General features: G+C 62.8%; 26 protein-coding genes, 1 pseudogene and 1 riboswitch. Of the genes and pseudogenes, 15 read left to right on the top strand and 12 right to left on the bottom strand.

Features of this window, described 5'->3' with window-relative positions:
• Positions 1 to 69 precede the first annotated feature (69 nt).
• The 3 genes from AC07R1_RS18885 (at position 70) to AC07R1_RS18875 (ending at position 2,916) form a co-directional block, all read left to right on the top strand.
• Positions 70 to 1,035 (top strand): 2-hydroxyacid dehydrogenase, encoded by a 966-nt coding sequence (locus AC07R1_RS18885; RefSeq protein ID WP_495110839.1) that lies wholly within the window; start codon positions 70 to 72, stop codon positions 1,033 to 1,035.
• Between the two features lie 31 nt (positions 1,036 to 1,066).
• A complete protein-coding gene (locus AC07R1_RS18880; protein WP_495110838.1) occupies positions 1,067 to 2,065 on the top strand; it encodes a methyltransferase in 999 nt (332 codons plus the stop codon).
• A 51-nt stretch (positions 2,066 to 2,116) separates the two neighbouring features.
• A riboswitch (yybP-ykoY riboswitch) is annotated at positions 2,117 to 2,240 on the top strand.
• A gap of 91 nt (positions 2,241 to 2,331) precedes the next feature.
• Positions 2,332 to 2,916, top strand: a complete 585-nt coding sequence (locus tag AC07R1_RS18875; RefSeq protein ID WP_011063370.1) for a TMEM165/GDT1 family protein — start codon at positions 2,332 to 2,334, stop codon at positions 2,914 to 2,916.
• 85 nt (positions 2,917 to 3,001) lie between these two features.
• Here the strand turns inward: AC07R1_RS18875 and AC07R1_RS18870 are convergent, their stop codons facing one another.
• Positions 3,002 to 3,820 carry a M48 family metallopeptidase gene (locus AC07R1_RS18870; protein WP_011063371.1) on the bottom strand — a complete coding sequence of 273 codons (819 nt, stop codon included), beginning with the start codon at positions 3,818 to 3,820 and terminating at the stop codon, positions 3,002 to 3,004.
• 273 nt (positions 3,821 to 4,093) lie between these two features.
• Between AC07R1_RS18870 and AC07R1_RS18865 the strand changes: the two are divergent.
• A pseudogene (locus AC07R1_RS18865) lies at positions 4,094 to 5,380 on the top strand (methyl-accepting chemotaxis protein); the annotation flags it as partial.
• Between the two features lie 12 nt (positions 5,381 to 5,392).
• Entirely contained in the window at positions 5,393 to 6,235 is an 843-nt protein-coding gene (locus AC07R1_RS18860; RefSeq protein ID WP_371261320.1) for a methyl-accepting chemotaxis protein, read from the top strand.
• Positions 6,236 to 6,350: 115 nt separating this feature from the next.
• Here the strand turns inward: AC07R1_RS18860 and AC07R1_RS18855 are convergent, their stop codons facing one another.
• Genes AC07R1_RS18855 through AC07R1_RS18845 form a run of 3 tightly spaced genes read right to left on the bottom strand, consistent with a single transcriptional unit; the run spans position 6,351 to position 7,466 of the window.
• Complete coding sequence (locus tag AC07R1_RS18855) at positions 6,351 to 6,971, bottom strand: SOS response-associated peptidase (protein ID WP_011063373.1); 621 nt, start codon at positions 6,969 to 6,971, stop codon at positions 6,351 to 6,353.
• A 35-nt stretch (positions 6,972 to 7,006) separates the two neighbouring features.
• Positions 7,007 to 7,267, bottom strand: coding sequence for a putative signal transducing protein (locus AC07R1_RS18850; protein WP_011063374.1), 261 nt, complete (start codon positions 7,265 to 7,267; stop codon positions 7,007 to 7,009).
• Positions 7,268 to 7,283: 16 nt separating this feature from the next.
• Positions 7,284 to 7,466, bottom strand: coding sequence for a CPXCG motif-containing cysteine-rich protein (locus AC07R1_RS18845; protein WP_011063375.1), 183 nt, complete (start codon positions 7,464 to 7,466; stop codon positions 7,284 to 7,286).
• Between the two features lie 140 nt (positions 7,467 to 7,606).
• Here AC07R1_RS18845 and AC07R1_RS18840 point away from each other — a divergent pair, with 140 nt between their 5' ends.
• A complete protein-coding gene (locus AC07R1_RS18840) occupies positions 7,607 to 8,773 on the top strand; it encodes a 1-acyl-sn-glycerol-3-phosphate acyltransferase (protein WP_015636954.1) in 1,167 nt (388 codons plus the stop codon).
• Between the two features lie 66 nt (positions 8,774 to 8,839).
• Here AC07R1_RS18840 and AC07R1_RS18835 read toward each other — a convergent pair whose 3' ends face one another.
• The gene (locus tag AC07R1_RS18835) at positions 8,840 to 9,127 is read right to left on the bottom strand and encodes a hypothetical protein (RefSeq protein WP_015636955.1); all 288 of its coding nucleotides are present in this window, start codon (positions 9,125 to 9,127) and stop codon (positions 8,840 to 8,842) included.
• Between the two features lie 189 nt (positions 9,128 to 9,316).
• Here AC07R1_RS18835 and AC07R1_RS18830 point away from each other — a divergent pair, with 189 nt between their 5' ends.
• Complete coding sequence (locus tag AC07R1_RS18830) at positions 9,317 to 9,523, top strand: hypothetical protein (protein WP_011063378.1); 207 nt, start codon at positions 9,317 to 9,319, stop codon at positions 9,521 to 9,523.
• Between the two features lie 88 nt (positions 9,524 to 9,611).
• Here the strand turns inward: AC07R1_RS18830 and AC07R1_RS18825 are convergent, their stop codons facing one another.
• Positions 9,612 to 10,196, bottom strand: coding sequence for a YajG family lipoprotein (locus tag AC07R1_RS18825; RefSeq protein WP_011063379.1), 585 nt, complete (start codon positions 10,194 to 10,196; stop codon positions 9,612 to 9,614).
• 206 nt (positions 10,197 to 10,402) lie between these two features.
• Between AC07R1_RS18825 and AC07R1_RS18820 the strand changes: the two genes are divergently transcribed.
• Positions 10,403 to 10,636: a hypothetical protein gene (locus AC07R1_RS18820; protein WP_283990447.1), complete on the top strand. Its 234-nt coding sequence runs from the start codon at positions 10,403 to 10,405 to the stop codon at positions 10,634 to 10,636.
• A gap of 735 nt (positions 10,637 to 11,371) precedes the next feature.
• Positions 11,372 to 12,883, top strand: coding sequence for a malate dehydrogenase (quinone) (gene mqo / locus AC07R1_RS18815; protein WP_495110837.1), 1,512 nt, complete (start codon positions 11,372 to 11,374; stop codon positions 12,881 to 12,883).
• A 66-nt stretch (positions 12,884 to 12,949) separates the two neighbouring features.
• Here mqo and AC07R1_RS18810 read toward each other — a convergent pair whose 3' ends face one another.
• From AC07R1_RS18810 to AC07R1_RS18795, 4 genes are all read right to left on the bottom strand, one after another.
• Positions 12,950 to 13,237, bottom strand: a complete 288-nt coding sequence (locus AC07R1_RS18810) for a PA4642 family protein (protein WP_011063382.1) — start codon at positions 13,235 to 13,237, stop codon at positions 12,950 to 12,952.
• A gap of 63 nt (positions 13,238 to 13,300) precedes the next feature.
• Positions 13,301 to 13,786, bottom strand: coding sequence for a hypothetical protein (locus tag AC07R1_RS18805; protein ID WP_011063383.1), 486 nt, complete (start codon positions 13,784 to 13,786; stop codon positions 13,301 to 13,303).
• Between the two features lie 99 nt (positions 13,787 to 13,885).
• Positions 13,886 to 14,359: a WbuC family cupin fold metalloprotein gene (locus tag AC07R1_RS18800; protein WP_346624780.1), complete on the bottom strand. Its 474-nt coding sequence runs from the start codon at positions 14,357 to 14,359 to the stop codon at positions 13,886 to 13,888.
• A gap of 3 nt (positions 14,360 to 14,362) precedes the next feature.
• Positions 14,363 to 14,920, bottom strand: coding sequence for a hypoxanthine-guanine phosphoribosyltransferase (locus tag AC07R1_RS18795; protein ID WP_011063385.1), 558 nt, complete (start codon positions 14,918 to 14,920; stop codon positions 14,363 to 14,365).
• 164 nt (positions 14,921 to 15,084) lie between these two features.
• Here AC07R1_RS18795 and upp point away from each other — a divergent pair, with 164 nt between their 5' ends.
• Entirely contained in the window at positions 15,085 to 15,723 is a 639-nt protein-coding gene (gene upp, locus AC07R1_RS18790; protein WP_011063386.1) for a uracil phosphoribosyltransferase, read from the top strand.
• A 2-nt stretch (positions 15,724 to 15,725) separates the two neighbouring features.
• Positions 15,726 to 17,000: a uracil-xanthine permease family protein gene (locus tag AC07R1_RS18785; RefSeq protein WP_011063387.1), complete on the top strand. Its 1,275-nt coding sequence runs from the start codon at positions 15,726 to 15,728 to the stop codon at positions 16,998 to 17,000.
• Between the two features lie 58 nt (positions 17,001 to 17,058).
• Here the strand turns inward: AC07R1_RS18785 and hemH are convergent, their stop codons facing one another.
• Positions 17,059 to 18,081 carry a ferrochelatase gene (hemH, locus tag AC07R1_RS18780; protein ID WP_495110836.1) on the bottom strand — a complete coding sequence of 341 codons (1,023 nt, stop codon included), beginning with the start codon at positions 18,079 to 18,081 and terminating at the stop codon, positions 17,059 to 17,061.
• A gap of 8 nt (positions 18,082 to 18,089) precedes the next feature.
• Positions 18,090 to 18,998 carry a TIGR01777 family oxidoreductase gene (locus tag AC07R1_RS18775; protein WP_015636960.1) on the bottom strand — a complete coding sequence of 303 codons (909 nt, stop codon included), beginning with the start codon at positions 18,996 to 18,998 and terminating at the stop codon, positions 18,090 to 18,092.
• A 194-nt stretch (positions 18,999 to 19,192) separates the two neighbouring features.
• On the opposite strand from AC07R1_RS18775, the gene AC07R1_RS18770 reads away from it, so the two are divergent.
• The 4 genes from AC07R1_RS18770 (at position 19,193) to AC07R1_RS18755 (ending at position 22,403) form a co-directional block, all read left to right on the top strand.
• Positions 19,193 to 20,179 carry an NAD(P)/FAD-dependent oxidoreductase gene (locus AC07R1_RS18770; protein ID WP_495110835.1) on the top strand — a complete coding sequence of 329 codons (987 nt, stop codon included), beginning with the start codon at positions 19,193 to 19,195 and terminating at the stop codon, positions 20,177 to 20,179.
• Positions 20,176 to 20,391 carry a TIGR02450 family Trp-rich protein gene (locus tag AC07R1_RS18765; protein ID WP_495110834.1) on the top strand — a complete coding sequence of 72 codons (216 nt, stop codon included), beginning with the start codon at positions 20,176 to 20,178 and terminating at the stop codon, positions 20,389 to 20,391. Before AC07R1_RS18770 ends, AC07R1_RS18765 begins: the two co-directional genes overlap by 4 nt.
• Positions 20,392 to 20,513: 122 nt before the next feature.
• The gene (locus AC07R1_RS18760) at positions 20,514 to 21,464 is read left to right on the top strand and encodes a YbgA family protein (RefSeq protein ID WP_404673717.1); all 951 of its coding nucleotides are present in this window, start codon (positions 20,514 to 20,516) and stop codon (positions 21,462 to 21,464) included.
• Positions 21,465 to 21,467: 3 nt separating this feature from the next.
• Complete coding sequence (locus AC07R1_RS18755; protein WP_495110833.1) at positions 21,468 to 22,403, top strand: MerR family transcriptional regulator; 936 nt, start codon at positions 21,468 to 21,470, stop codon at positions 22,401 to 22,403.
• Positions 22,404 to 22,408 lie beyond the last annotated feature (5 nt).

Here is a 22,408-nt window from a genome sequence, read left to right as displayed (position 1 = left end):
TGTCTAATTATTTCATCTGTTAGGCTCGGCAGATTACGCCTTAGAACCCTCGTGCAAAAGGTACAGTTCATGTCTAACAATCGCCGCGCCGTCTTCCTCGATCACAGCTCACTGGACCTCGGTGACCTGGACCTGGGTGCGCTGCATGACAGCTTCAGCCCTCTGCAAGTACATGCCCACACAGCGCCGGAACAGGTCGCCGAACGCCTGCAGGGAGCCCGGGTGGCCATCAGCAACAAGGTGGCACTGACAGCCGAAACCCTGGCCGCCTGCCCCGAACTGCAACTGATCCTGGTGGCCGCCACCGGCACCAACAATGTCGACCTGGCCGCAGCCCGCAAGCAGGGGATCACCGTCAGCAACTGCCAGGGCTACGGCACTCCCTCGGTGGCCCAGCACACCCTGATGCTGCTGCTCAACCTGGCCACCCGGGTCGCCGATTACCAGCAGGCCGTGGCTGCCGGGCGCTGGCAACAGGCCAGTCAGTTCTGCCTGCTGGACTACCCGATCATCGAACTGTCGGGCAAGACCCTGGGCCTGCTGGGCAATGGCGAACTGGGCAGCGCGGTGGCCCGCCTGGCCGAAGCCTTTGGCATGCGTGTGCTGCTGGGGCAGATTCCAGGCCGCCCGACCCGCCCGGACCGCCTGCCGCTGGAGGCACTGCTGCCGCAAGTGGACGCCCTGACCCTGCACTGCCCCCTCAACGAGCACACCCGCCACTTTATCGGTGCCCGGGAACTGGCCCTGCTCAAGCCCGGAGCCCTGGTGGTCAACACCGCCCGCGGCGGGCTGATCGATGAACAGGCCCTGGCCGATGCATTGCGCAATGGTCACCTGGGTGGTGCAGCCACCGATGTGCTCAGCGTCGAACCCCCGGTGGCTGGCAACCCCCTGCTGGCCGGCGACATTCCGCGCCTGATCGTCACTCCACACAACGCCTGGGGCAGCCGCGAGGCCCGCCAGCGAATCGTCGGTCAATTGACGCAAAACGCCCACGCCTTCTTCAGCGGCGCCCCGCTGCGGGTCGTGAGTTGATAAACTTCGCCACTTTTTTCGGGGGCGGATCATGGACACACGCAGTGAAGTACTGTTGCGTCAGGCTGAATTGTTTCAAGGCTCACTGCTGCTGGCCGGCCTGGCCGCCGACGATCTGCTGGGCCGCCTGCCCAATGCCCGGGGCTGGAGCTGGCACGCCGGCGACCAGGCAGCCCTGGAGGCGCGCTTTCCCGGCCGCAGTCACTTTGGCGTAGACGCACCGGCCCAATCCTTCGACAGCGCCGTGCTGTTCCTGCCCAAATCCAAGGACCTCACCGACTACCTGCTCAACGCCCTGGCCTCGCGCCTGGCCGGGCGCGAACTGTACCTGGTGGGCGAGAAGCGCAGCGGCGTGGAGAGTGCGGCCAAGCAACTCAACCCCTTCGGCAAACCGCGCAAGCTCGATAGCGCCCGGCACTGCCAGCTGTGGCAGGTCACGGTGGCCAATGCTCCCGAACCGCTCACCCTGCAGAGCCTGGCCCAGGAGTACGAACTGCCGCTGGCCGAAGGCCCGCTGAAAGTCATCAGCCTGCCGGGGGTGTTCAGCCATGGCCGGCTGGATCGCGGCACCGCGCTGCTGCTGGAGCACCTGGACCACCTGCCCGCCGGCCACCTGCTGGACTTCGGCTGCGGTGCCGGAGTGCTCGGGGCCACCGTGAAACGCCGCTACCCGGACAGCCGCGTGACCCTGCTGGATGTGGACGCCTTCGCCGCCGCCAGCAGCCGCCTGACCCTGGCGGCCAACGGCCTGGAAGCCGAGGTGCTGACCGGTGACGGAGTCGACGCCGCGCCCATGGGGCTGAACGGCATCCTGACCAATCCGCCCTTCCACACCGGGGTCCATACCGACTACCAGGCAACGGAAAACCTGCTGCGAAAAGCAGCCAAACATCTGCAAAAAGGTGGAGAACTGCGAGTAGTTGCCAACAGCTTCCTGCGCTACCAGCCGCTGATCGAAGAGCACCTGGGGCCCTGTGCGATCAAGGCCGAAGGCCAGGGCTTTCGCATTTATCGGGCCAAGCGTGGCTGAAATCCTTTTTCGCAAACAAGGCTTGCCGAAAGAGTTTTGCCTAGGCAGAATCCGCTCCGTCCTAGGGGAGTAGTCTCCCACGAGCGCCACGCTCGTCCGGCATGCGTCAACATACTTGGTCCTCAGACCATGGCGCATGCGACCCAAGAGTCCGCACAGACGGACCGCAGGGTTTGACAAGACCTATGACACGCACACCTTACCCGGGGCGGGAAGGCTGTACGTGTCATAGCCGTGTCGACCCGCCCCTTAGGAAAACCCTGATGATGCTGGATTCTCTCCTCGTTCCCACCGCAATCGTTGCCTTGGCCGAAATCGGCGACAAGACGCAACTGCTTGCCCTGATTCTTGCCGCGCGTTTTCGCAAACCCTGGCCGATCATCGCCGGCATCGTTGCCGCGACCCTGGCCAACCATGCGGCGGCCGGTGCGGTAGGCGCCTGGTTCGGCAGCTTCTTCTCGGACTCGACCCTGCACTGGATCCTCGCCGCCAGCTTCACCGCCACCGCGCTGTGGACCCTGGTTCCGGACAAGATGGACGACGACGAAGCCAATACCGCACGCAAGTTCGGCCCATTCCTGACCACCCTGATCGCCTTCTTCCTGGCAGAAATCGGTGACAAGACCCAGGTCGCCACCGTCATGCTGGCGGCGCAGTACCCGGATCTGTGGCTGGTGATCATCGGTACCACCCTGGGCATGCTGATTGCCAACGTACCGGTGGTCCTGGCAGGCAACTTCGCCGCAGACAAGCTGCCCCTGACCCTGATCCGTCGCCTGGCGGCGTCGGCCTTCTTCATCCTCGCCGTGGTGGCGGTGTACAAGGCCATGCAGATCAGCGGCTGGGTATAAACGAAATCGCCGGCAAGCTGGCCCCTACGCAACCCGTAGGAGCCGGCGTGCCGGCGACAGCGTCATCGACAATGACGCGAAGGGATCAGGACTTCTTGGCGGCCTGATACAGCGGCATCACCTTGGGAATCGCCGCCTGCAAGGAAGCGATACGGCTGGTGGAAGCCGGGTGAGTGCTCATGAACTCGGGCGGCGCGGAGCCACCGGCAGCCTGGCCCATCTTGTTCCACAGGCTGATGGCCGCATTCGGGTTGTAACCGGCACGGGCGGCCAGTTCCAGGCCGATCAGGTCCGCTTCGTTTTCATTCTCGCGGCTGTTGGGCAGGGTCATCAGCAGGTTCACCCCGTTGTCGCCCAGGGCTACGGTTTCCTGCGGAACGCCGAACAAGGTGGCGATCTGCTTGCCGGCACCGACCGCATACTGCTTGGACATGGCTTCGCGACCGTGCTCGCGCAGGGCGTGGGCAATTTCATGACCCATGACCGCGGCGATTTCATCGTCGGTGAGTTTGAGCTTCTCGATCAGCCCGGAGTAGAAAATGATCTTGCCGCCAGGACCGCAGTTGGCGTTGAGCTCGTCGCTCTTGATCAGGTTGACTTCCCATTTCCACTGCGCGCAGTCGGGGCGGAAAGTCGGCGCCTGGGCAATCAGGCGGTTGGCAATGACCTGCAGGCGCTTGGCGTTGGCGCTGGTCTTGTCCAGTACGCCCTGGCTGCTGGCTTCACCCAGAGTCTGCTGATAGGACTGGGCATAGGACTGGTTCACTTCAGCGCTGGAAACCATGCTGAACATGGATTGCTTGCGATCCACACCGACCACGCCACCGCTGGTGGTATTGACCGTTTCACAACCGCTGAGCAGTACTGCGGCACTCAATGCACATACGACCAATGACTTCTTCATCATGAAACCTCCCTGAAAACGTGGCGCGTATCCTAAGGGCGGAAATGTATCCGCGCCAGATGTAAAAACAGCAATCGGTCGCATTTCAGATACATATCTGCCTTGCAGGAGAAAATTCATTCCTCCCGCAAATCCCGCCCGGGTTACCCCCACAGCTTGCCAAGAACGACATCAAGCTCCCTGAAACAGTCATTTTTCCGTGTAAGGCTAATGGCCAGCGCTGCAGCGGCCGATACAGCTCGGCAGACCTAAATTCCTGCGCCCGGAGCCTCTATGAAGTTCAAGTCGATCCAGTTTTCCGTCGCCGCCCTGGCCGGCGCCATCGTTCTCAGCGTGGTTGCAGCCCTGGTGCTGTACGCCCTGTTCTCCGGGGCCAGGACCCAGCAGATGGTGCAAGACCGTACCCAGGCCCAGTTCGAACAGGTCATCGAACAACGCCTGAGCGGCCTGGCGCAGACCCAGGTCAGCCAGATCCAGCGCGAACTGGAAGCGCCCCTGCTGATCGCCGGCGGCCTGGTGCGGGTCAATGCGCTGATGGGCACCCAGGACTCGCAAGGCCATGCCGGGCTGAGCCTGAGCCGTGAACAGCTGATTGCCCTGATCAAGGAAAACGTCACCCAGAACCCGAAGATCCTCGGTGCGTACATTGGCTGGGAACCCGGCGCCATCGACCATGACGACGCTGCCTACATAGGCACCTCGGTGGTGGGTATCGATGCAGCAAACGGCCGCTTCCTGCCCTGGTGGTTCCGCAATGAAGACGGCAGCCTGGGCCTGGACAAACTGGCCGACGTCAATGATCGAACCCTGCTTTCCACCGGCGTGCGCGCCAGCGAGTACTACCTCTGCTCCCAGGACAGCCTAAAGCCTTGCGCCATCGACCCCGCTCCCTACAAGGTCGGCGACAAGGTGGTGATGCTGGCCTCCTTTATTCAGCCGATCCTGCTCAACGGCAAGTTCCAGGGCATCGTGGGTGCCGACCTGTCAGTGAACTTCATCCAGGACATGCTGGTGGGCGCCAACCAGAAGCTCTACGGCGGCGCCGGGCACATGGCCCTGATCGGCGGTAACGGTCGCCTGGTCGCCTATACCAAGGACTCGAGCAAGTTCGGTGAAAAAGTCAGCGACGTGCTCAGCAGTGATGCACTGACCAAGCTGTCCAGCCTCAAGCGCGGCGAAGTGACCTACGACGTCGACCAGGCCAACGGCACCATCAGCCTGTACCTGCCCTTCGGCATCGGCCAGACCGATGCGCACTGGACCCTGATGCTGCAACTGCCGCTGAGCGCGGTGATGGCCGACCTCGACAAACTGCAAGGTGACCTGGCCGAACAACGCAAGGCCGACACCTTCGGCATGGCCATGGTCGGGCTAGTGATTGCCGGCCTCGGCTTGCTGGTGATCTGGCTGGTGGGCCACGGCATTGCCCGGCCGCTGCGGCAGATGGTGGCAATGCTCGACGACATCGCTCAGGGCGAAGGCGACCTGACCCGACGCCTGACCAGCGATCGCGCTGACGAGCTGGGCTCCATCGCCAAAGGCTTCAACACCTTTTTGGCCAAGCTGCAGGCGATGATCAGCCAAGTGGTGACCTCGGTTCAGAGCGTCAGCGATTCTTCGGAACACACCGCAGACATCGCCATTCGCACCAACCAGGGCGTGCACAAGCAAATGGTTGAAATCGATCAGGTAGCCACCGCGGTGCACGAAATGACCGCCACCGCCCAGGACGTCGCGCGCAATGCCACCCAGGCCGCGCAAGCCGCCAGCCACGCCGACCAGGCCGCCAGCCAAGGCATGCAGATCGTGCGCGACACCTCCAGCGCCATCGGCGCCCTGGCCGAGGAAATCGGCCGTGCGGTGGGCGTGGTGCAGACCCTGGCCAAGGACAGCGAGAACATCAACGCCATCCTCATCGCCATTCGCGGGATTGCCGAGCAGACCAACCTGCTGGCGCTTAACGCGGCAATCGAGGCGGCCCGAGCCGGCGAGCAAGGCAGGGGCTTTGCGGTGGTTGCCGACGAGGTGCGCAACCTGGCGCAGAAAACCCAGCAGGCCACCGAAGAAATCCAGTCGATGATCCAGCAACTGCAACAGGGCACCCGGGAAGTGGTACGGGTGATGGAGGACAGCCAGCACAAGACCGACCAGAGTGTGGAACACGCGGCCAAGGCGGCCCAGGCCCTGGAAACCATCACCCAGGCGGTGTCGGTGATCAACGACATGAACACCCAGATCGCCAGCGCCGCCGAGGAGCAGAGCGCGGTGGCCGAGGACATCAACCGCAATGTGATCAATATCGGCCAGGTGGCCAATGAAGTGGCGGGCGGCGCCGATGAGTCCAGTGCGGCCAGCGCCGGGCTGACCAAGCTCGCCGAACAGCAACGACGCCTGATCAACCAGTTCAAAGTCTAATCACGGACCTGTAGGAGCCGGCTTGCCGGCGAAAGCGATCCTGGCTTGGGCAGCAAACCAGGGGGCCTCTTCGCTGGCAAGCCAGCTCCTGCAGCCAGCTCCTGCAGTTGATGCTTCAGGCGGGGGTCAGGCACTCGGGGCCGTTGAGCTTGGGGTCATTGACCAGGTTGGCCAGGACCCGCTCGCGCAGGGCTGCCGGCGGGCTGGCCAGCAAGGCTTGCAGGGCATGCAAGGGGGTTTCGGGATCGAGCCAGGCTTGCTGGCCGGCGGCATCGAGGATCAGCGGGCGGCGCAGATTGGAAGCCGCCTGGGTTACCACTGCAGTGCTCAGCCAGACCTGCTCCTGCACCGGGTAGGCCTCCCATATCGCGGCAAAAAAGATCGACGAACCTTCCCCCGGTGTCAGCCAGTAGGGGCGCTTGCGGGTGCCGCCGCGCCATTCGTAGAAACCATTGGCCGGCAGCAGGCAGCGCCGCTCGCGAAAGGCCTGGCGAAACATCGGCTGCTCCGCCAGGGTTTCCGCCCGGGCATGGGCGGGCGTCCGGGAAAGGTCCGTGAGCCACGGCGGTGTCAGCCCCCAGCGGGCCCGGGCCAGGGTGCGCTGGCCGTTTTCCGCGCGCTGGATCAGCACCGAATCATTGGGCGAGATGTTCCACTGCGCCTTCTGGTCGGCGGGAAATCCCGGCAAGGCGGCAAACGCGGGGTTCCAGCGAAACAGGGCATAACGTCCACACATGGGGCAATACAACTCTCGGCAAATCGGCGCTCAGCCTAACAGACCAGCACCCCGGCAAAATTGTCCGGTTCATCAAAGGGCAACGGCAGGGCCGCATTGTACGCAGCGATCAGCTCTCGCGCCTGTTGCGCCTGGTGGTTTTCCACCGACAGCCCCAGCAGCCCGAACAGCGGCAGCTCCCCTGCCCCGCCCAACAGATCGCGCCCCTGCAGATGGGCCTCGATCCCCTCGCTGGCCAGCATGCACTGGAGCAACTCGCCTTCCAGCAGGTTTTCCGGCTCGTAGATGCGCTGCATAAGGGCCACTCCCCATTCAGTCGTTTTCACTGTGAACGTCGAGCATCCATTCCCGACCGTCGGTTTGCAGGGTGAATACAATGGGCCGGCAGCACACCGGGCAGTCTTCGATATAGGTCTGGTCGCCGCCAGACAGGTCCAGCACCGCCTCCGCCTGTTCGCCACAGTAAGGGCACTGATAATGGTCGGTTTCCAGCATCGCCGTCTCCAGAGTGACTTATGCGTATAATCGCCGGTCTATTTGCAGGGCTTTTTTTGTTTGAGCTGAATTTTCAGACCGTGCCCGGCTTTTTTTCGATCCGAACCTTTTCTTACCCTAGCCGTTTCTAACAAGAGAGCATGATGGGCGAATTCGATGCCATCCGACCTTACCACGACAGCGAAGTACCAGCGGTGCTGGCCCGGCTGCTCGGTGACAAGGCGTTTCTAGATATCCTCACCCACTTTCGCTTCCCGCGTTTTGCCAAGACTTTCGGCTGGCTGCTCAAACCCCTGATCGCTCACCGCCTGCGCCGTGAGTTTGCCGGGGTCACTTCGGTGGCCACCCTGCAGGACAAGGTCGAATTCTACGTCGACCACACCATCGAGCGGGCCACCGACGGCGTGACCTACACCGGCGTCGAGCAGTTCAAGTCGGGCACCGCCTATGTGTTCCTGGCCAACCACCGCGACATCGTCATGGACCCGGCCTTCGTCAACTACGCGGTGTACCACGCCGGCCTGCCGACGCCACGCATTGCCATTGGCGACAACCTGCTGCAGAAGCCGTTTGTCAGCGACCTGATGCGCCTGAACAAGAGTTTCATCGTGCACCGTTCCATCAGCGGTCGCCGGGAAAAGCTCGCGGCCTACCAGCTGCTGTCGGCCTATATCAACCACTCGATCCGCAACGACGGCCAGTCGATCTGGATCGCCCAGGCCGAGGGCCGGGCCAAGGATGGCGACGATCGCACCGAGTCGGCGATCCTCAAGATGTTCCACATGAGCCGCAAGGACGAGCCGTTCGGCGAGGTCATCCAGTCGTTGAACCTGACACCGGTGTCCATCAGCTACGAATACGACCCCTGCGACCAGGCCAAGGCCCGCGAGCTGTACATCCGCGCCACCACCGGCACCTATACCAAGGCACCAGGCGAGGATGACGTGAGCATCGCCAAGGGCATCACCGGCTATAAAGGCCGGGTCCACGTGAACTTCGCCGCGCCCATCAGCGAATCCTTCGAGGACACCAAGCAACTGGCCATGGAAATGGACCGGCAGATCCTCGGCGGCTACCGCCTGTTCCCGGTGCACTACCTGGCCTATGCCCAGTGGAGCGATGCCGATCCACAACTGCAGGTGCCAACGGCCGCCGAGGTCTTCCCGGCCCAGGAGCTGGCCAAGGCCGAACAGGAGTGGCAGCGCCGGCTGGATGCCTGCCCGGCAGAACACCGGCCGTACCTGGTACTGCAATACGCCAATCCGGTGCGCAACCAGTATCGGGTCAAGGCCGGTCTGGCGCTGTAACGGCCGGACTGGAAAGCACAACGGCGCCTGCGGGCGCCGTTGTCGTTTCTGCAACCTGGGGGTTGATCAGAACCGGGTGCTGATCCAGGACACCAGCAACGCCAGGCCAAGGCAGGCGAAGCCGAAGCGGTAGAAAAACCTATTGATGCGCAAGGTTGCGGGATCCAGCATCAGCAGCGGCTGATCTACCGCCCGTCCCTCGCTCTGCACGGCCAGATTGGCCAGGGCCCGCAGTTCACGACGGCGGGTGGCGTGCAGCAGCCAGCTGCCTGGGCAGGCGAACAGCAGGGCAAGCAGGTTGATCAGTTTGGCGGGATGGGCGTTGAACATCGACCAGATCAGTTGCAGCGACATCATGAACCTCGGAGGAAAGCCGTATACGGGCCGTCGAGTGCACCCGCGGCGCGGATTCTACTCAATCCCCGACAAAACGCGGGGGGCTTTCCGACCAGTAACGAGACGCCGGTCCATTAATTTAAAGCGTCATCTTTTCGTCATCTAAACAAGCCAGTCTGTCGCCCCTCGAAACCCACGGAGCTTGTCATGCTGCACGCCGAAAACCAGGACCGCCTTTACCTGATCGCCCCCAGTGAAGAACAGCAGGCGCTGGTGGGCGCCCTGGCGTTCAACGTGCAGGACCGGCACTGGCTGGTGTATTGCGCCCTGGGCGGGCACCAGCACGCGGACCTGCCGGAAACAGACCTGCTGACGGGCGTCAGTATGCTGGACTTCTACGTCGAGGCGGCCTGATCCGCGCCCATAAAAAAGCCCGGCGCGCCATCAGGCAGCCGGGCTTTTTCGTTGCTTGGCCAGGGCTCAAACCCCGGCCAGGCGCGGGTTACTCGCCGAGGATCTGGCCCACGGTCGGATCCTTGAACAGACGGGTCAAGGCATCGCTGAGCACATCACCCACCAGCTTGGTATTGGTGTCCTGGTTCGGCGCCATGCCGAAACGCTGGTCCAGGGAAGCACCGTAACGGCCGCTGTAACGACGGTTGGCGTTCTGCACATCCGAGCGGAAGGTGGCACCGATGGTGGCCTCGGTCACGTACAGGCCTTCTTTAGGCGACTGGTACTTGAGCTCGGCCAGGGTCACGGTCAACTGAGGGGCGTTGGCGCCACCGGCGGTCGGGGTAAAGCCCAGCAGGCGCACTGCCGCTTCGGCCTGGGCCTGCAGCTTGGGCAGGATCTGCGCGCTCTGCACGGTGATGGCACTGGTTTCCGGGTACAGGCCGCCACGGGTGCCCAGGGTCGGCGAAGGACGTCCATCAACCACTTTCACCACCACCGGCTGGCCATGGCCGACAGGCGCCAGCTGGGCAGTGAGCTTGGGCTCCGGGCTGAGTTGTTGCGGGCTGTGGGCGCAACCCACCAGCGACAGGCTGGTCACAGTGATCAAACCGAACAACAGGCGTTGCAACATGCTCATCTCTCCAGGAATCAGGCACAAACAGGCCCGCAGTATAGCGGTGCACAAGGACGGCAAACCAGCGCCAGGCATGACTTAGTCAAGACTCAGACAGGTCCCGTACAACCGGGTTCCTGTAACCTGCCGTTCACTGGCAATACATCATGATGTAACGGCTCAAGGGCATTCTTATCGTCAATGACACACTCAGGTACCTGGTCATGAACTTCATCCGCTCCCTGTTCGCCCCCCGTCAACAGTTTCGCAGCTTCGCCCTGCTGGACAGCCAGGGACGTTGCCAGGCCTTCAAGCACTGCCTGCTGGCCCCGGTAGGCGATGGCTGGGTGGAAATCCAGGAAATTCGCCTGAACTGGTTGCACCAGGCGCTGCCCGCCAGCGCCCGGGTCAGCCCGCGCTGCGCTCGCTCCCGGGTGCAACCGATACTGGCCACCTGACCAAAAGCCTAATAAAAGTCGCGAAACAGGATCATTTCTGCGCATTTCTTCGTTACAATCTCCCCCCGATTATAAGGACGTCTCCTGATCGGGCCTCGCAGTACCGCCAACGCCACTGCTTTGGCACCCCGCACCGCCCACAGAGAGCCGCCCACACAGTTCGAGTGAAGCTGGCGTGCTTGCTGTTCACCTTGCAAACCTCCACTTTTCGCGAAACTGCAGAGCTGCCGTTGCTCGGCCACTTAAAGCTGTTTGCCCGTCGTGCCCGCATCCTTTGCCGGCATCACCGCGCGGGCCAGGTGCCAGGCTGAGGCAGCCCTTTTTTGAGGTTCACGTCTTCAAAAGAGCGTGAAAAAACGGGTTTTCACAACTTCACAAGAGTGTGGCGAGCAAATGAATAGTTTTGCGTCTGAACTGGCACCATTGGCCTCTACAACAGCCCGATTACACAGGACCGAGCACTCCTCAAGAACTGGTGCTTGAAGCCTGTCCGCTGACGGATTTGGTTGCACGAGCGGATGTATCGACCATAAGTCGAATTGCCCGAGGCTCCCCGAGATGCGTTCATACGCACCTTGAGGCCCGGTTGGCAGCGTCCGTGGTAGTTGCAAAAAATTGCGAAGATTCGGACATGGCGATCCTGGCCATGGGTAACCTGGGGCATTACGTGAACCGCCCCGTCACTCCTGGCAGCCATGCCGTCAATTTGGTGCTGCAGATTTTGGAGACGCGTTAATGGCGCATAACGAAGCAGTAGACGTCGTATTGGTCGGGGCCGGCATCATGAGTGCCACCCTTGCTGTACTGCTCAAAGAGCTTGACCCCGCGATCAAGCTGGAAGTCGTCGAGCTGATGGATTCGGGTGCCGCGGAAAGTTCCAACCCGTGGAACAACGCCGGTACCGGCCACGCCGGCCTCTGTGAGCTGAACTACACGCCACAGGCCGCCGATGGCAGCATCGACATCAAGAAAGCCGTGCACATCAACACCCAGTTCGAGGTGTCGAAGCAGTTCTGGTCCTACCTGACCAAGAAAGGCACCTTCGGCTCGTCCAAGTCCTTCATCAGCCCCGTGCCGCACCTGAGCTTCGTACAGGGCGAAAAAGGCGTTTCCTTCCTCAAGAAGCGCTTTGAAGTACTGAGCCAGCACCATGCCTTCGCGGACATGGAATACACCGAAGACAAGGCCAAGATGGCCGAGTGGATGCCGCTGATGATGCCGGGCCGCCCAGCGGACGAAACCATCGCCGCCACTCGCGTGCTCAACGGTACCGACGTCAACTTCGGCGCCCTGACCAACCAGTTGCTCAAGCACCTGACCAGCGCTCCTGATGCCCAGGTCAAGTACTGCAAGCGTGTCACTGGCCTCAAGCGCAACAAGGCCAACGGCTGGACCGTGAGCATCAAGGACGTCAACAGCGGCAGTACCCGCGAAGTCGACGCCAGGTTCGTGTTCCTCGGCGCCGGTGGCGCGGCCCTGCCCCTGCTGCAGGCCTCGGGCATCGAGGAAAGCAAGGGCTTCGGCGGTTTCCCGGTGAGCGGCCAGTGGCTGCGTTGCGACAACCCGGAAGTGGTCAAGCAGCACCAGGCCAAGGTCTACAGCCAGGCGGCGGTGGGCTCGCCACCAATGTCCGTGCCGCACCTGGACACCCGCGTGGTCGAAGGCAAGAAGTCCCTGCTGTTCGGGCCTTATGCCGGCTTTACCACCAAGTTCCTCAAGCACGGCTCGTTCCTCGACCTGCCGATGTCCGTACGCGCCGGCAACATCGGCCCGATGCTGGCCGTGGCCCGGGACAACATGGACCTGACCAAGTACCTGGTCAGCGAAGTCATGCAGTCCATGGAACAGCGCCTGGAATCCCTGCGCCGCTTCTACCCCGAGGCCAAGGCCGAGGACTGGCGCCTGGAGGTGGCCGGCCAGCGGGTGCAGATCATCAAGAAGGATCCGAAGAAAGGCGGCATCCTGCAGTTCGGTACCGAACTGGTGGCCGCCAAGGACGGCTCTCTGGCCGCCCTGCTCGGCGCCTCGCCAGGTGCCTCGGTGACCGTTTCGATCATGCTGGAGCTGATCGAGCGATGCTTCCCGGCCAAGGCCAGCGGCGAATGGGCTGCCAAGCTCAAGGAAATCTTCCCGGCACGGGAAAAGGTCCTGGAAACCGACGCAACGCTGTACCACCAGATCAACAGCGAAAACAACCTGAGCCTGGAGCTGGTCGAGCCAAGCAAGGAAACCGAAAGCTGCATCTGATCCGCGCTGAATGAAAAACGCCCCGTCCTTCGCAGGACGGGGCGTTTTTTATGCCTGGCGAGAAGATCAGCCGCGGGCGTTGTCCATCAGCTCGATGTAGTCGGCGGCGTTGCGCTGATCGCGGATCAGGTCGACGAAGGTCTGGCCGTGCTCATCCTTGCCATCCAGGTCGAAACCGGCCTCGACGAAGAAGGTCAGGAAGCGTTCGAAATCATCGATGCGCAGGCCACGATAGGCCTTGATCAGCTTGTGCAGGGACGGCGAAGTTGCATCGACCGGCTCGAAATCGAGGAACAACTTGATCTGCTCGTCGCTGATCTCGTCACCAATCACTTGTTTCTTATCTTTACGCATTGCCGACTCCAGCTCGCAGACATTTCACGGGGCGGGCAGTTTACCCCCAGCCCGCATATGGCCTCAACGCGAACGCACGCTGCCGGTATGCAGGTCAGCCCAGATGTGCCCGTTGGCATAGCTGAGGAACTGGCAATACACCGTGTCGTTGCGCAACAGGTCCATCACCGCACGGTACTGGGCCAGCGGGTAATACAGGGTCAGGGTCCGGGTCTTGGCATCGAACTGCGGCTTTTTCAGGCTTTTGCTTTCACCGTCGAAGTTCACCAGCACCTGGCTGATGGTGGCGCCCTTGTTCAACGGCTTGCCCTTGAGCCGCACCCACACTGGCGAAGTCACGGGAATCGGTTGCTGGTTCGATTGGCGCTGGCTGCCGATCACCACCGAATACTCGGTGACCTGTAACAACTGCTGCTGTTGCGGGACGCTGTCGCGCAGGGTCAGATCATCGGGAGGCAGGAACTGCCCGTGCAAGGGGGCCGGGGCGGCTGCCAGGGGCAGGCTCAAGCACAGAAGAAGGGCCGCGCTACTGCGAATCAACAGGCTCATGACAGGCTCCAGACAAGGGCCGAGCACTCTAGCACGGGTTTTTACCGCAAATCTTGCACCGTTACCGACGGTAGGCCGCTGTCACGGGCGCGGGCCTGTTCAGTCGAACTGGGCGCGCATCCAGTCCTGGTATTCGGCCACGCCGGGCTCGCCTTCACGGGGCGCCCAACTGGCCTGCTCACCCTCGCCCACTGGGCGATAAGGGCCGGCCTTGCATTCGAACATCAGGCTGTCGGGCTCCAGCACCACCAGGCCGTGGAAAACCCCGGCCGGCAAGTCCACACCGACGCAGTCGCCGCCGGCCTGCAGCACCCGCTTGCCCTGGACCTGGCCCGCTTCATCGAATATCAGCACGCCCAGGCGCCCCTTGAGCACCAGCAGGGTCTCGGCCTTGTCAGCGCTCAGGTGGCGATGCGGCGGAACATAAGTGGAGGGTTGCAGCCCCACCGCCATCCGGTGGCAAGGCTCTTCCATGGCATGGAAGTTGTGGTGCTGACGACCGCGGGGGTTGGCCGCGGCTTTCTCAGCCAGGTCGCTGAACAACGCTTGATCGAGAAAGCTCGGCCCGGTCATCGCTTACATGCCCTTGACGGCATAGATGCCGGCAGCGTTACGCCAGTAGCCCTTGTAGTCCATGCCGTAGCCGAACACGTAGCGGTCCACGCAAGGCAGGCCCATGTAGTCGGCCTTGAGGTCCGGACGGGCCTTGCGGTCGTGGTCCTTGTCGATCAGCACAGCCGTGTGCACGGCGCGGGCGCCGGCGTGTTTGCAGAAGTCGATGATCGCGCCCAGGGTGTGACCTTCATCGAGGATGTCGTCGATGATCAGCACGTCGCGGTCGATAAAGGAGACTTCCGGCTTGGACTTCCAGAACAGCTCACCGCCGCTGGTTTCGTTGCGGTAGCGGGTAGCGTGCAGGTAGGAGGCTTCCAGGGGAAAGCGCAGGTGGGTCAGCAGCTTGCCCGCGAAGATCAGGCCACCGTTCATGACGCAGAACACCACCGGATTGCGCTCAGCCAGTTCTTCAGTGATTTGTGCACCGACCCGGGCGATGGCCGCCTCGACTTCAGCTTCGGTGTACAGGCAGTCAGCCTCGCGCATGATTTGACGGATATGCTCGAGATCAGCGGACATGGCGCTCTCCAAGGGGTGGCAGTTTCGGAAAAGCGGGCAAAGGTACGCATCCGGCCCGGTCAGATCAAGCGTTTCTGGACTAACGTACTTTATGTCTATAGGACAACAACCCCGGATAGATTAATCTAGGCCGTTTTTTTTGCCCGCCGCCGGAGCCTTTCCCTATGCCCATCCGTGAGATCCGCCATCCGCTGATCCGACACAAACTTGGCCTTATGCGCCGCGCAGACATTAGCACGAAGAACTTTCGCGAGCTCGCTCAGGAAGTCGGTGCCCTGCTGACGTACGAAGCCACCAAAGACCTGCCCCTGGAAAGCTACGAGATTCCAGGCTGGTGCGGCCCTGTCCAGGTCGAGAAGATCGCCGGCAAGAAGATTACCGTGGTACCGATCCTGCGTGCCGGCATCGGCATGCTCGAAGGCGTGCTGAGCCTGATCCCGGGCGCCAAGGTCAGCGCCGTAGGCGTGGCCCGCAATGAGGAAACCCTGCAAGCCCACACTTACCTGGAAAAACTGGTACCGGAAATCGACGAGCGCCTGGCGATGATCATCGACCCGATGCTGGCCACCGGCAGTTCCATGGTCGCCACCATCGACCTGTTGAAAAAGGCCGGCTGCCGTGACATCCGCGCCATGGTCCTGGTGGCCGCCCCCGAGGGCATCGCCGCCGTCGAGCAGGCGCACCCGGACGTGACCATCTACACCGCTTCCATCGATCAGAAGCTCAACGAGCATGGCTACATCATTCCTGGCCTGGGTGATGCCGGTGACAAGATCTTCGGCACCAAGCAGAAGGATTCCTGATCATGCAGGACGAGTTCAACGATCCGCTCTGGCGCCAGGTACTGTCTGGCGCCCAGATGCTCTTCGTGGCCTTCGGTGCCCTGGTGTTGATGCCGCTGATCACCGGTCTCGACCCGAACGTGGCGCTGTTCACGGCGGGTCTCGGGACTCTGTTGTTCCAGGTGGTGACCGGGCGCCAGGTGCCGGTCTTCCTGGCGTCGAGCTTTGCCTTCATCACCCCGATCATTCTCGCCAAGGGGCAGTTCGGCCTCGCCGCGACCATGGGCGGGGTAATGGCGGCGGGCTTCGTCTACACCTTTCTCGGCCTGGCCGTGAAGATCAAGGGCACCGGTTTCATCGACCGCCTGTTGCCGCCGGTGGTCATTGGCCCGGTGATCATTTCCATCGGCCTGGCCATGGCCCCCATCGCCGCCAACATGGCCATGGGCAAGGCCGGTGACGGCAGCGAGCTGATTCATTACCAGACGGCGATGATGATCTCGATGCCCGCGCTGCTCACCACCCTGATCGTCGCGGTGTTCGGCAAAGGCATCTTTCGCCTGGTGCCGATCATTTCCGGCGTGCTGGTGGGGTTTGCCCTGTCGTTCTACTTCGGCGTGGTGGACACCGCGAAGATCGCCGCCGCCCCCTGGCTGGCGCTGCCGCACTTCACCGCACCGGAGTTCAACTGGCAGGCGATCCTGTTCATCGTCCCGGTCGCCCTGGCACCGGCCATCGAGCACATCGGTGGCGTGATTGCGGTCGGCAGCGTCACCGGCCGCGACTACCTGAAGAAGCCCGGCCTGCACCGCACCCTGTTCGGTGACGGCATCGCCACCACCGCTGCCGGCCTGTTCGGCGGGCCGCCCAACACCACCTACGCCGAAGTCACTGGCGCGGTGATGCTGACCAAGAACTACAACCCGAAAATCATGACCTGGGCGGCGGTCTTCGCCATCACCCTGGCCTTTATCGGCAAGTTCGGCGCGCTGCTGCAAAGCATCCCGGTGCCAGTGATGGGCGGGATTCTCTGCCTGCTGTTCGGCTCGATCGCCGCGGTGGGGATGAACACCCTGATCCGCCACAAGATCGACCTGGGCGAAGCCCGCAACCTGGTGATCGTCTCGGTGACCCTGGTGTTCGGCATTGGCGGCGTGCTGGTGGGAACCGGTACCGGTCCGGATGATTTCGGCCTCAAGGGCATCGCCCTGTGCGCCGTTGTCGCCATCGTGCTGAACCTGGTGCTGCCGGGGAACGACGGCTGGAAAAACAAGAAGGCCGATGAGCCGTTGATCTAGAGAACCCTTCGCCGGCAAGCTGTCTCCCCCGCAGGAGCCGGCTTGCCGGCGAAGCTATTTACAACGCCAGCGGCGCTCGCTCGCACAAGGCGTTCAAGGCCTTGGCCCATTGTGGGTCGTCATTCAGGCAAGGGATCAACACCAGGTCCTCCCCTCCCGCCTCGCGAAACTGCTCGCGACCGCGATCACCGATCTCCTCCAGGGTTTCGATGCAGTCGGCGACAAATGCCGGGCACATCACCAGCAGCTTCTTCACCCCTTGTTTACCCAGTTCATCAAGGCGTGCCTCGGTGTAGGGCTCGATCCATTTCGCTCGCCCCAACCGTGACTGGAAGGAAACCGACCATTGCCCGTCGGCCAGGCCCATCTGCTGGGCGAAGGCCCTGGCGGTACGGAAACACTGGCCGCGATAACAGTTGGCAAGCACCTGGGGCGATGACTCTGCGCAGCAGTCCCCGGCACCATCGAGGGAGTGTCCCGGGTTGAGCTTGTTCAAGTGCCGCTCGGGCAGGCCGTGGAAACTCAGCAGCAGATGATCGAAAGGCTGTTGCAGGTGCGGCCGGGTGCTGGCCACCAACGCCTCGATGTACTCGGGTTGATCGTAGAAGGGTTGCAGCACGCTGAATTGCACGTCCAGCTTATGCTCGCGTACCACACGCCTGGCCTCCTCGACCACGGTGGTGACCGTGCTGTCGGCAAACTGTGGATACAGCGGGGCCAGGGTGATCTTGCGTTGCCCCTGGGCCACCAGCTTGAGCAGCACGGACTCGATCGAAGGCTCGCCGTAGCGCATGGCCAACTCTACCGGGCCCTGCTTCCAGTGCTCGCTCATTACCTTCTGCAGACGCCGGCTGAGCACCACCAGCGGCGAACCCTCTTCCCACCAGATCGACGCGTAGGCGTGGGCCGATTGCTCTGGCCGCTTGATCAGGATCAGCGACACCAGCAAACGTCGGACCGGCCAGGGCAGGTCGATCACATAAGGGTCCATGAGGAATTGGTTGAGGTAGCTGCGCACGTCCGCCACCGAAGTGGAAGCCGGCGAACCCAGGTTGACCAGGAGCAACGCGTGATCGGTCATGCAACGTCCTATTTCAGAGGCGGCTGGACACAGGCGTCCAGGGCCGCAGGCAAATCAGTGAACTGGAAAGTGAAACCCGCTTCCAGCAACCGCGCGGGAACGGCACGCTGGCCTCCCAGCAACAGCAACGACAATTCACCCAAGGCCAGGCGCAGGAAAAACGCCGGCAGCGGTATCAGTGCAGGCCGGTGCAGCACCCGCCCCAAGGTCTTGGCGAACTCGCGGTTGCGCACCGGTTTTGGCGCGCAGGCATTATAAGGACCCTGCGCCCCAGGCTGATGCACAAGAAAATCAATCAGGGCGATTTGATCGTCGATATGAATCCACGGCATCCATTGCCGGCCGTTGCCGATCGGCCCACCCAGCCCCAGCTTGAAGGGCAGCAGCAGGCGCGACAAAAAGCCGCCCTCGGGCGACAGCACCAAACCGGTGCGCACCAGCACCACACGCACGCCCATGGCTTCGGCGCGCTGGGCAGTTTCTTCCCAGGCAATGCACAACTGGCTGGCAAAGTCCTCGTTGACCGGGGGCGAATCCTCGCTCAGTTCCCGTTCGCCACCGTCGCCGTACCAGCCCACCGCCGAGCCCGACACCAGCACACCGGGTTTGTGTTCGCGGCTTTCGAGCCAGGCCAGCAGGGTTTCGGTCAGGGCGATGCGGCTGTGCCAAAGCAGCGCCTTGCGCTTGTGGCTCCAGGGCCGATCGGCGATCGGCGCCCCGGCCAGGTTGATCACCGCGTCCACCGGGATCTGGTCCAGCTCTTGCAAAGCCTTGACAGCCCGCACCTGGGGACCGCACAGGGCGGCAACCTTATCGGGTTGGCGAGTCCATACACTCAACTGGTGACCCTGGGCCTGCCAGTGACGACACAGGGCCCGCCCGATCAAACCAGTACCGCCGGTCAGCAATATATGCATGACATCTTCCTCGCGTGGCGTTTTACCCGAATCACTAGTCTATTTTTATAAGCAGGGATCTTTTCAATCGGACAGGCTGTGTTTTAACGATAGACAACCTGAACAACCGATGACGCCGAAAGCTATACCAAAAAACAATATTGTACAGGTTTTGGCGGCGGCGTAATCTGTACAGAAAGGTAAACGAGGCCCCTATGACAGTACCCATCGCAATCATTGGTACCGGCATCGCCGGACTCTCCGCCGCCCAGGCGCTACGAGATGCCGGGCATACCGTCCACCTTTTCGACAAAAGCCGCGGCAGCGGCGGGCGCATGTCGAGCAAACGCAGCGATGCCGGCAGCCTGGACCTGGGGGCCCAGTACTTTACCGCCCGTGACCGTCGTTTCGTCACCGAAGTCCAGCGCTGGCAAGCCAAGGGCTGGGTCGCCGAATGGACGCCACAACTCTACAACTCCCACGGCGGCCAGCTCAGCCCCTCGCCGGATGAACAGACCCGCTGGGTCGGCACTCCCCGCATGAGCGCCATCACCCGCGCGCTGATCGGCGACCTCGAGGCCCACTTCGCCTGCCGCATCACCGAAGTCTTCCGCGGCGAACAGCATTGGCATCTGCAGGACGCCGAAGGTTTCACCCACGGCCCTTTCAGCCACGTCGTGATCGCCACGCCGGCACCACAGGCCACTGCCTTGCTGGCCGCCGCGCCGAAGCTTGCGGGTGTCGCCGCCGGGGTGAAAATGGACCCAACCTGGGCCGTCGCCCTGGCCTTCGATGCCCCTCTGGAAACCCCCATGGAAGGCTGCTTCGTGCAGGACAGCCCGCTGGACTGGCTGGCCCGCAACCGCAGCAAGCCCGGGCGCGACAGCCACCTCGACACCTGGGTCCTGCATGCCACCAGCGCCTGGAGCCGGCAGCACATCGACCTCTCGAAAGAAGCCGTGACCGAACAACTGCACGGTGCCTTCGCCGAGCTGCTGCACAGCGTCATGCCCGCCCCCACCTTCAGCCTGGCCCACCGCTGGCTCTACGCCCGCCCGGCCACCAGCCATGAATGGGGCGCCCTGGCCGACGCCGATCTGGGCCTGTACGTTTGCGGCGACTGGTGCCTGTCCGGCCGCGTCGAAGGCGCTTGGCTCAGTGGCCAGGAAGCCGCACGCCGTTTGCACGAGAGCCTGCAGTGAATCGCCTCAACCCGCGCAAACTGCTGCTGTCGAAGTGGACAGCAGCCCACCCGCAACGCCGTGAGAAACACTTCCTGGTTACCGAGCTGTTCTGCGATGAACAAGGCACCGTGCAGGACATCGAATTGCAGGCGGTGCTCACCCGACGCAGCCAGCGCCTGAGCTGGCAGACCCTGCAGAACGAGCGCGACTGGCACATGGGCTGGCGATAACCTGGCGCATCCGCGCCGGCGGATACCTATACAAATAATTTGACTTGTACAACTTTAATTCTATGATGGATAAAAGTTGTACAAGCCATCGTTCTTGTACAGGTATGCCCGGAGGTTGAACCATGTCTGCCAAGCCGAAAATCGCCATCAGCGCCTGCCTGATGGGCGTCGAGGTCCGCTACAACGGCGGGCACAAGGAATCTCGCTTGTGCAGCCGGGTGCTGTGCGACTACTTCGATTTCGTCCCCCTGTGCCCGGAAGTCGCCATCGGCCTGGGCACGCCCCGGGAGCCGATTCGCCTGGTAGGCACCCCCGAACAGCCACGGGCCACAGGCACACGGGACAGCAGCCTGGACGTCACCCAGCCCCTGGCCGACTACGCCGAACACATGGCGGGCCAGTTGGGAGATATCTGCGGCTACATCTTCATGCAGAGCTCCCCTTCTTGCGGCCTGGAGCGAGTCAAGGTGTACCAGGCCAACGGCATTCCCCATCGCAGCGGCGGGCGCGGCATCTACGCCCAGGCCTTCTGCGCCCGGCACCCGGACCTGCCCGTGGAGGAAGCCGGACGCCTGAACGACCCGGTACTGCGGGAAAACTTCCTGACCCGGGTCTACGTCTATCGCGACTGGCAGGCGTTGCTCAAGCAAGGCCTGACCCGCCGCGCCCTCACCGACTTCCACTCACGCTGCAAATACCTGCTGATGGCCCATCACCCCGAACAGTACAAGGCCCTGGGCAATCTGCTGGGCAGCATGGGCAAGGGCGATGCGACGCTGCTCGGCCCACGCTACTTCAGCCAGTTGATGGAAGCGCTGAGCCGCTGCGCCACCCGTGGCACCCACAGCAATGTGCTGCAGCACATCAGTGGCTACTTCAAGCGGGCCATCAGCAGCGAGGACAAGCAGGAAATGCAACGCCTCATCAGCCAGTACCGCCAGGGCATCGTGCCGCTGGTGGTGCCCCTGACCCTGCTCAAGCACCACTTGCGCCAGAACCCCGATCCCTACATTGCCCAGCAACTGTACCTGCAGCCGCACCCCGAAGACCTCAGCCTGCGCAACGCGATCTGAGCCATGAAACCCTTCCCCCCAGCGGTCGACGAAGACACCGCCCCGGATACCGACTGCCAGGAACAGGGCTGGCTGCCGATCCGCGAGGTGGCGCGCCAGACCGGTGTCAACGCAGTCACCTTGCGGGCCTGGGAGCGCCGCTACGGGCTGATCGTGCCCCGGCGCACGCCCAAGGGCCACCGGCTGTATTCCAGCGAGCAGGTGCAGCAGATCCTGACCATCCTCACCTGGCTCAATCGAGGGGTTGCGGTGAGCCAGGTCAAGCCCTTGCTGGACAGCGACACCAGCTCCAGCCCCCAGGTGGAGAATGACTGGCTGCACCTGCGCGCCGCCCTCGCCCGGGCCATCAGCCAGCTGGCCGAGCGCAAGGTCGACGACACCTTCAATCAGGCCATGGCGCTGTACCCGCCACGGACCCTGTGCGAGCACCTGTTGATGCCGCTGCTGGCGGAACTGCAACAACGCTGGCAAGGCCAGTTCGGCAGCCAGATGGAACAGGTGTTCTTCTACTCCTGGCTGCGCAGCAAGCTCGGCGCCCGGATCTATCACAACAACCGTCAAGTGCAGGGCGCCCCGCTGCTGCTGGTCAATCAGTCGGACCTGCCACTGGAGCCGCACCTGTGGCTCACCGCCTGGCTGGCCAGTAACGCCGACTGCCCGGTGGAGGTCTTCGACTGGCCGCTGCCCGGCGGCGAACTGGCCCTGGCCACCGAACGCCTGCAGGCCCGGGGCCTGCTGCTGTATTCCGGCAAGGCACTCAACCACGCCCAGTTGCCCAGGCTGCTCAGCGGCGTGGCCTGCAAAAAATTCATCGTCGGACCCGCGGTGTGCATCCACCCCGCCCAGTGGTCCGTATGTACCACTGAAATCGCCGATCTGTACCTGGCCCAGGACCCGATAGCGGCCTGCCAGCTACTGCTCGAGCGAGGACTTTTCTGATCCGG

The organism is Pseudomonas sp. GW821-FHT07F01 (assembly GCF_059418825.1).
Note: the sequence above shows the minus strand (reverse complement) of the source record. Positions and strands in the feature narration are given on the sequence as shown.

Coding starts and splice junctions, on each gene's coding strand:
- AC07R1_RS18885 (WP_495110839.1), top strand. CDS start 70: ATGTCTAACAATCGCCGCGCCGTCTTCCTCGATCACAGCTCACTGGAC.
- AC07R1_RS18880 (WP_495110838.1), top strand. CDS start 1,067: ATGGACACACGCAGTGAAGTACTGTTGCGTCAGGCTGAATTGTTTCAA.
- AC07R1_RS18875 (WP_011063370.1), top strand. CDS start 2,332: ATGCTGGATTCTCTCCTCGTTCCCACCGCAATCGTTGCCTTGGCCGAA.
- AC07R1_RS18870 (WP_011063371.1), bottom strand. CDS start 3,820: ATGAAGAAGTCATTGGTCGTATGTGCATTGAGTGCCGCAGTACTGCTC.
- AC07R1_RS18860 (WP_371261320.1), top strand. CDS start 5,393: ATGATCAGCCAAGTGGTGACCTCGGTTCAGAGCGTCAGCGATTCTTCG.
- AC07R1_RS18855 (WP_011063373.1), bottom strand. CDS start 6,971: ATGTGTGGACGTTATGCCCTGTTTCGCTGGAACCCCGCGTTTGCCGCC.
- AC07R1_RS18850 (WP_011063374.1), bottom strand. CDS start 7,267: ATGCAGCGCATCTACGAGCCGGAAAACCTGCTGGAAGGCGAGTTGCTC.
- AC07R1_RS18845 (WP_011063375.1), bottom strand. CDS start 7,466: ATGCTGGAAACCGACCATTATCAGTGCCCTTACTGTGGCGAACAGGCG.
- AC07R1_RS18840 (WP_015636954.1), top strand. CDS start 7,607: ATGATGGGCGAATTCGATGCCATCCGACCTTACCACGACAGCGAAGTA.
- AC07R1_RS18835 (WP_015636955.1), bottom strand. CDS start 9,127: ATGTCGCTGCAACTGATCTGGTCGATGTTCAACGCCCATCCCGCCAAA.
- AC07R1_RS18830 (WP_011063378.1), top strand. CDS start 9,317: ATGCTGCACGCCGAAAACCAGGACCGCCTTTACCTGATCGCCCCCAGT.
- AC07R1_RS18825 (WP_011063379.1), bottom strand. CDS start 10,196: ATGTTGCAACGCCTGTTGTTCGGTTTGATCACTGTGACCAGCCTGTCG.
- AC07R1_RS18820 (WP_283990447.1), top strand. CDS start 10,403: ATGAACTTCATCCGCTCCCTGTTCGCCCCCCGTCAACAGTTTCGCAGC.
- mqo (WP_495110837.1), top strand. CDS start 11,372: ATGGCGCATAACGAAGCAGTAGACGTCGTATTGGTCGGGGCCGGCATC.
- AC07R1_RS18810 (WP_011063382.1), bottom strand. CDS start 13,237: ATGCGTAAAGATAAGAAACAAGTGATTGGTGACGAGATCAGCGACGAG.
- AC07R1_RS18805 (WP_011063383.1), bottom strand. CDS start 13,786: ATGAGCCTGTTGATTCGCAGTAGCGCGGCCCTTCTTCTGTGCTTGAGC.
- AC07R1_RS18800 (WP_346624780.1), bottom strand. CDS start 14,359: ATGACCGGGCCGAGCTTTCTCGATCAAGCGTTGTTCAGCGACCTGGCT.
- AC07R1_RS18795 (WP_011063385.1), bottom strand. CDS start 14,920: ATGTCCGCTGATCTCGAGCATATCCGTCAAATCATGCGCGAGGCTGAC.
- upp (WP_011063386.1), top strand. CDS start 15,085: ATGCCCATCCGTGAGATCCGCCATCCGCTGATCCGACACAAACTTGGC.
- AC07R1_RS18785 (WP_011063387.1), top strand. CDS start 15,726: ATGCAGGACGAGTTCAACGATCCGCTCTGGCGCCAGGTACTGTCTGGC.
- hemH (WP_495110836.1), bottom strand. CDS start 18,081: ATGACCGATCACGCGTTGCTCCTGGTCAACCTGGGTTCGCCGGCTTCC.
- AC07R1_RS18775 (WP_015636960.1), bottom strand. CDS start 18,998: ATGCATATATTGCTGACCGGCGGTACTGGTTTGATCGGGCGGGCCCTG.
- AC07R1_RS18770 (WP_495110835.1), top strand. CDS start 19,193: ATGACAGTACCCATCGCAATCATTGGTACCGGCATCGCCGGACTCTCC.
- AC07R1_RS18760 (WP_404673717.1), top strand. CDS start 20,514: ATGTCTGCCAAGCCGAAAATCGCCATCAGCGCCTGCCTGATGGGCGTC.
- AC07R1_RS18755 (WP_495110833.1), top strand. CDS start 21,468: ATGAAACCCTTCCCCCCAGCGGTCGACGAAGACACCGCCCCGGATACC.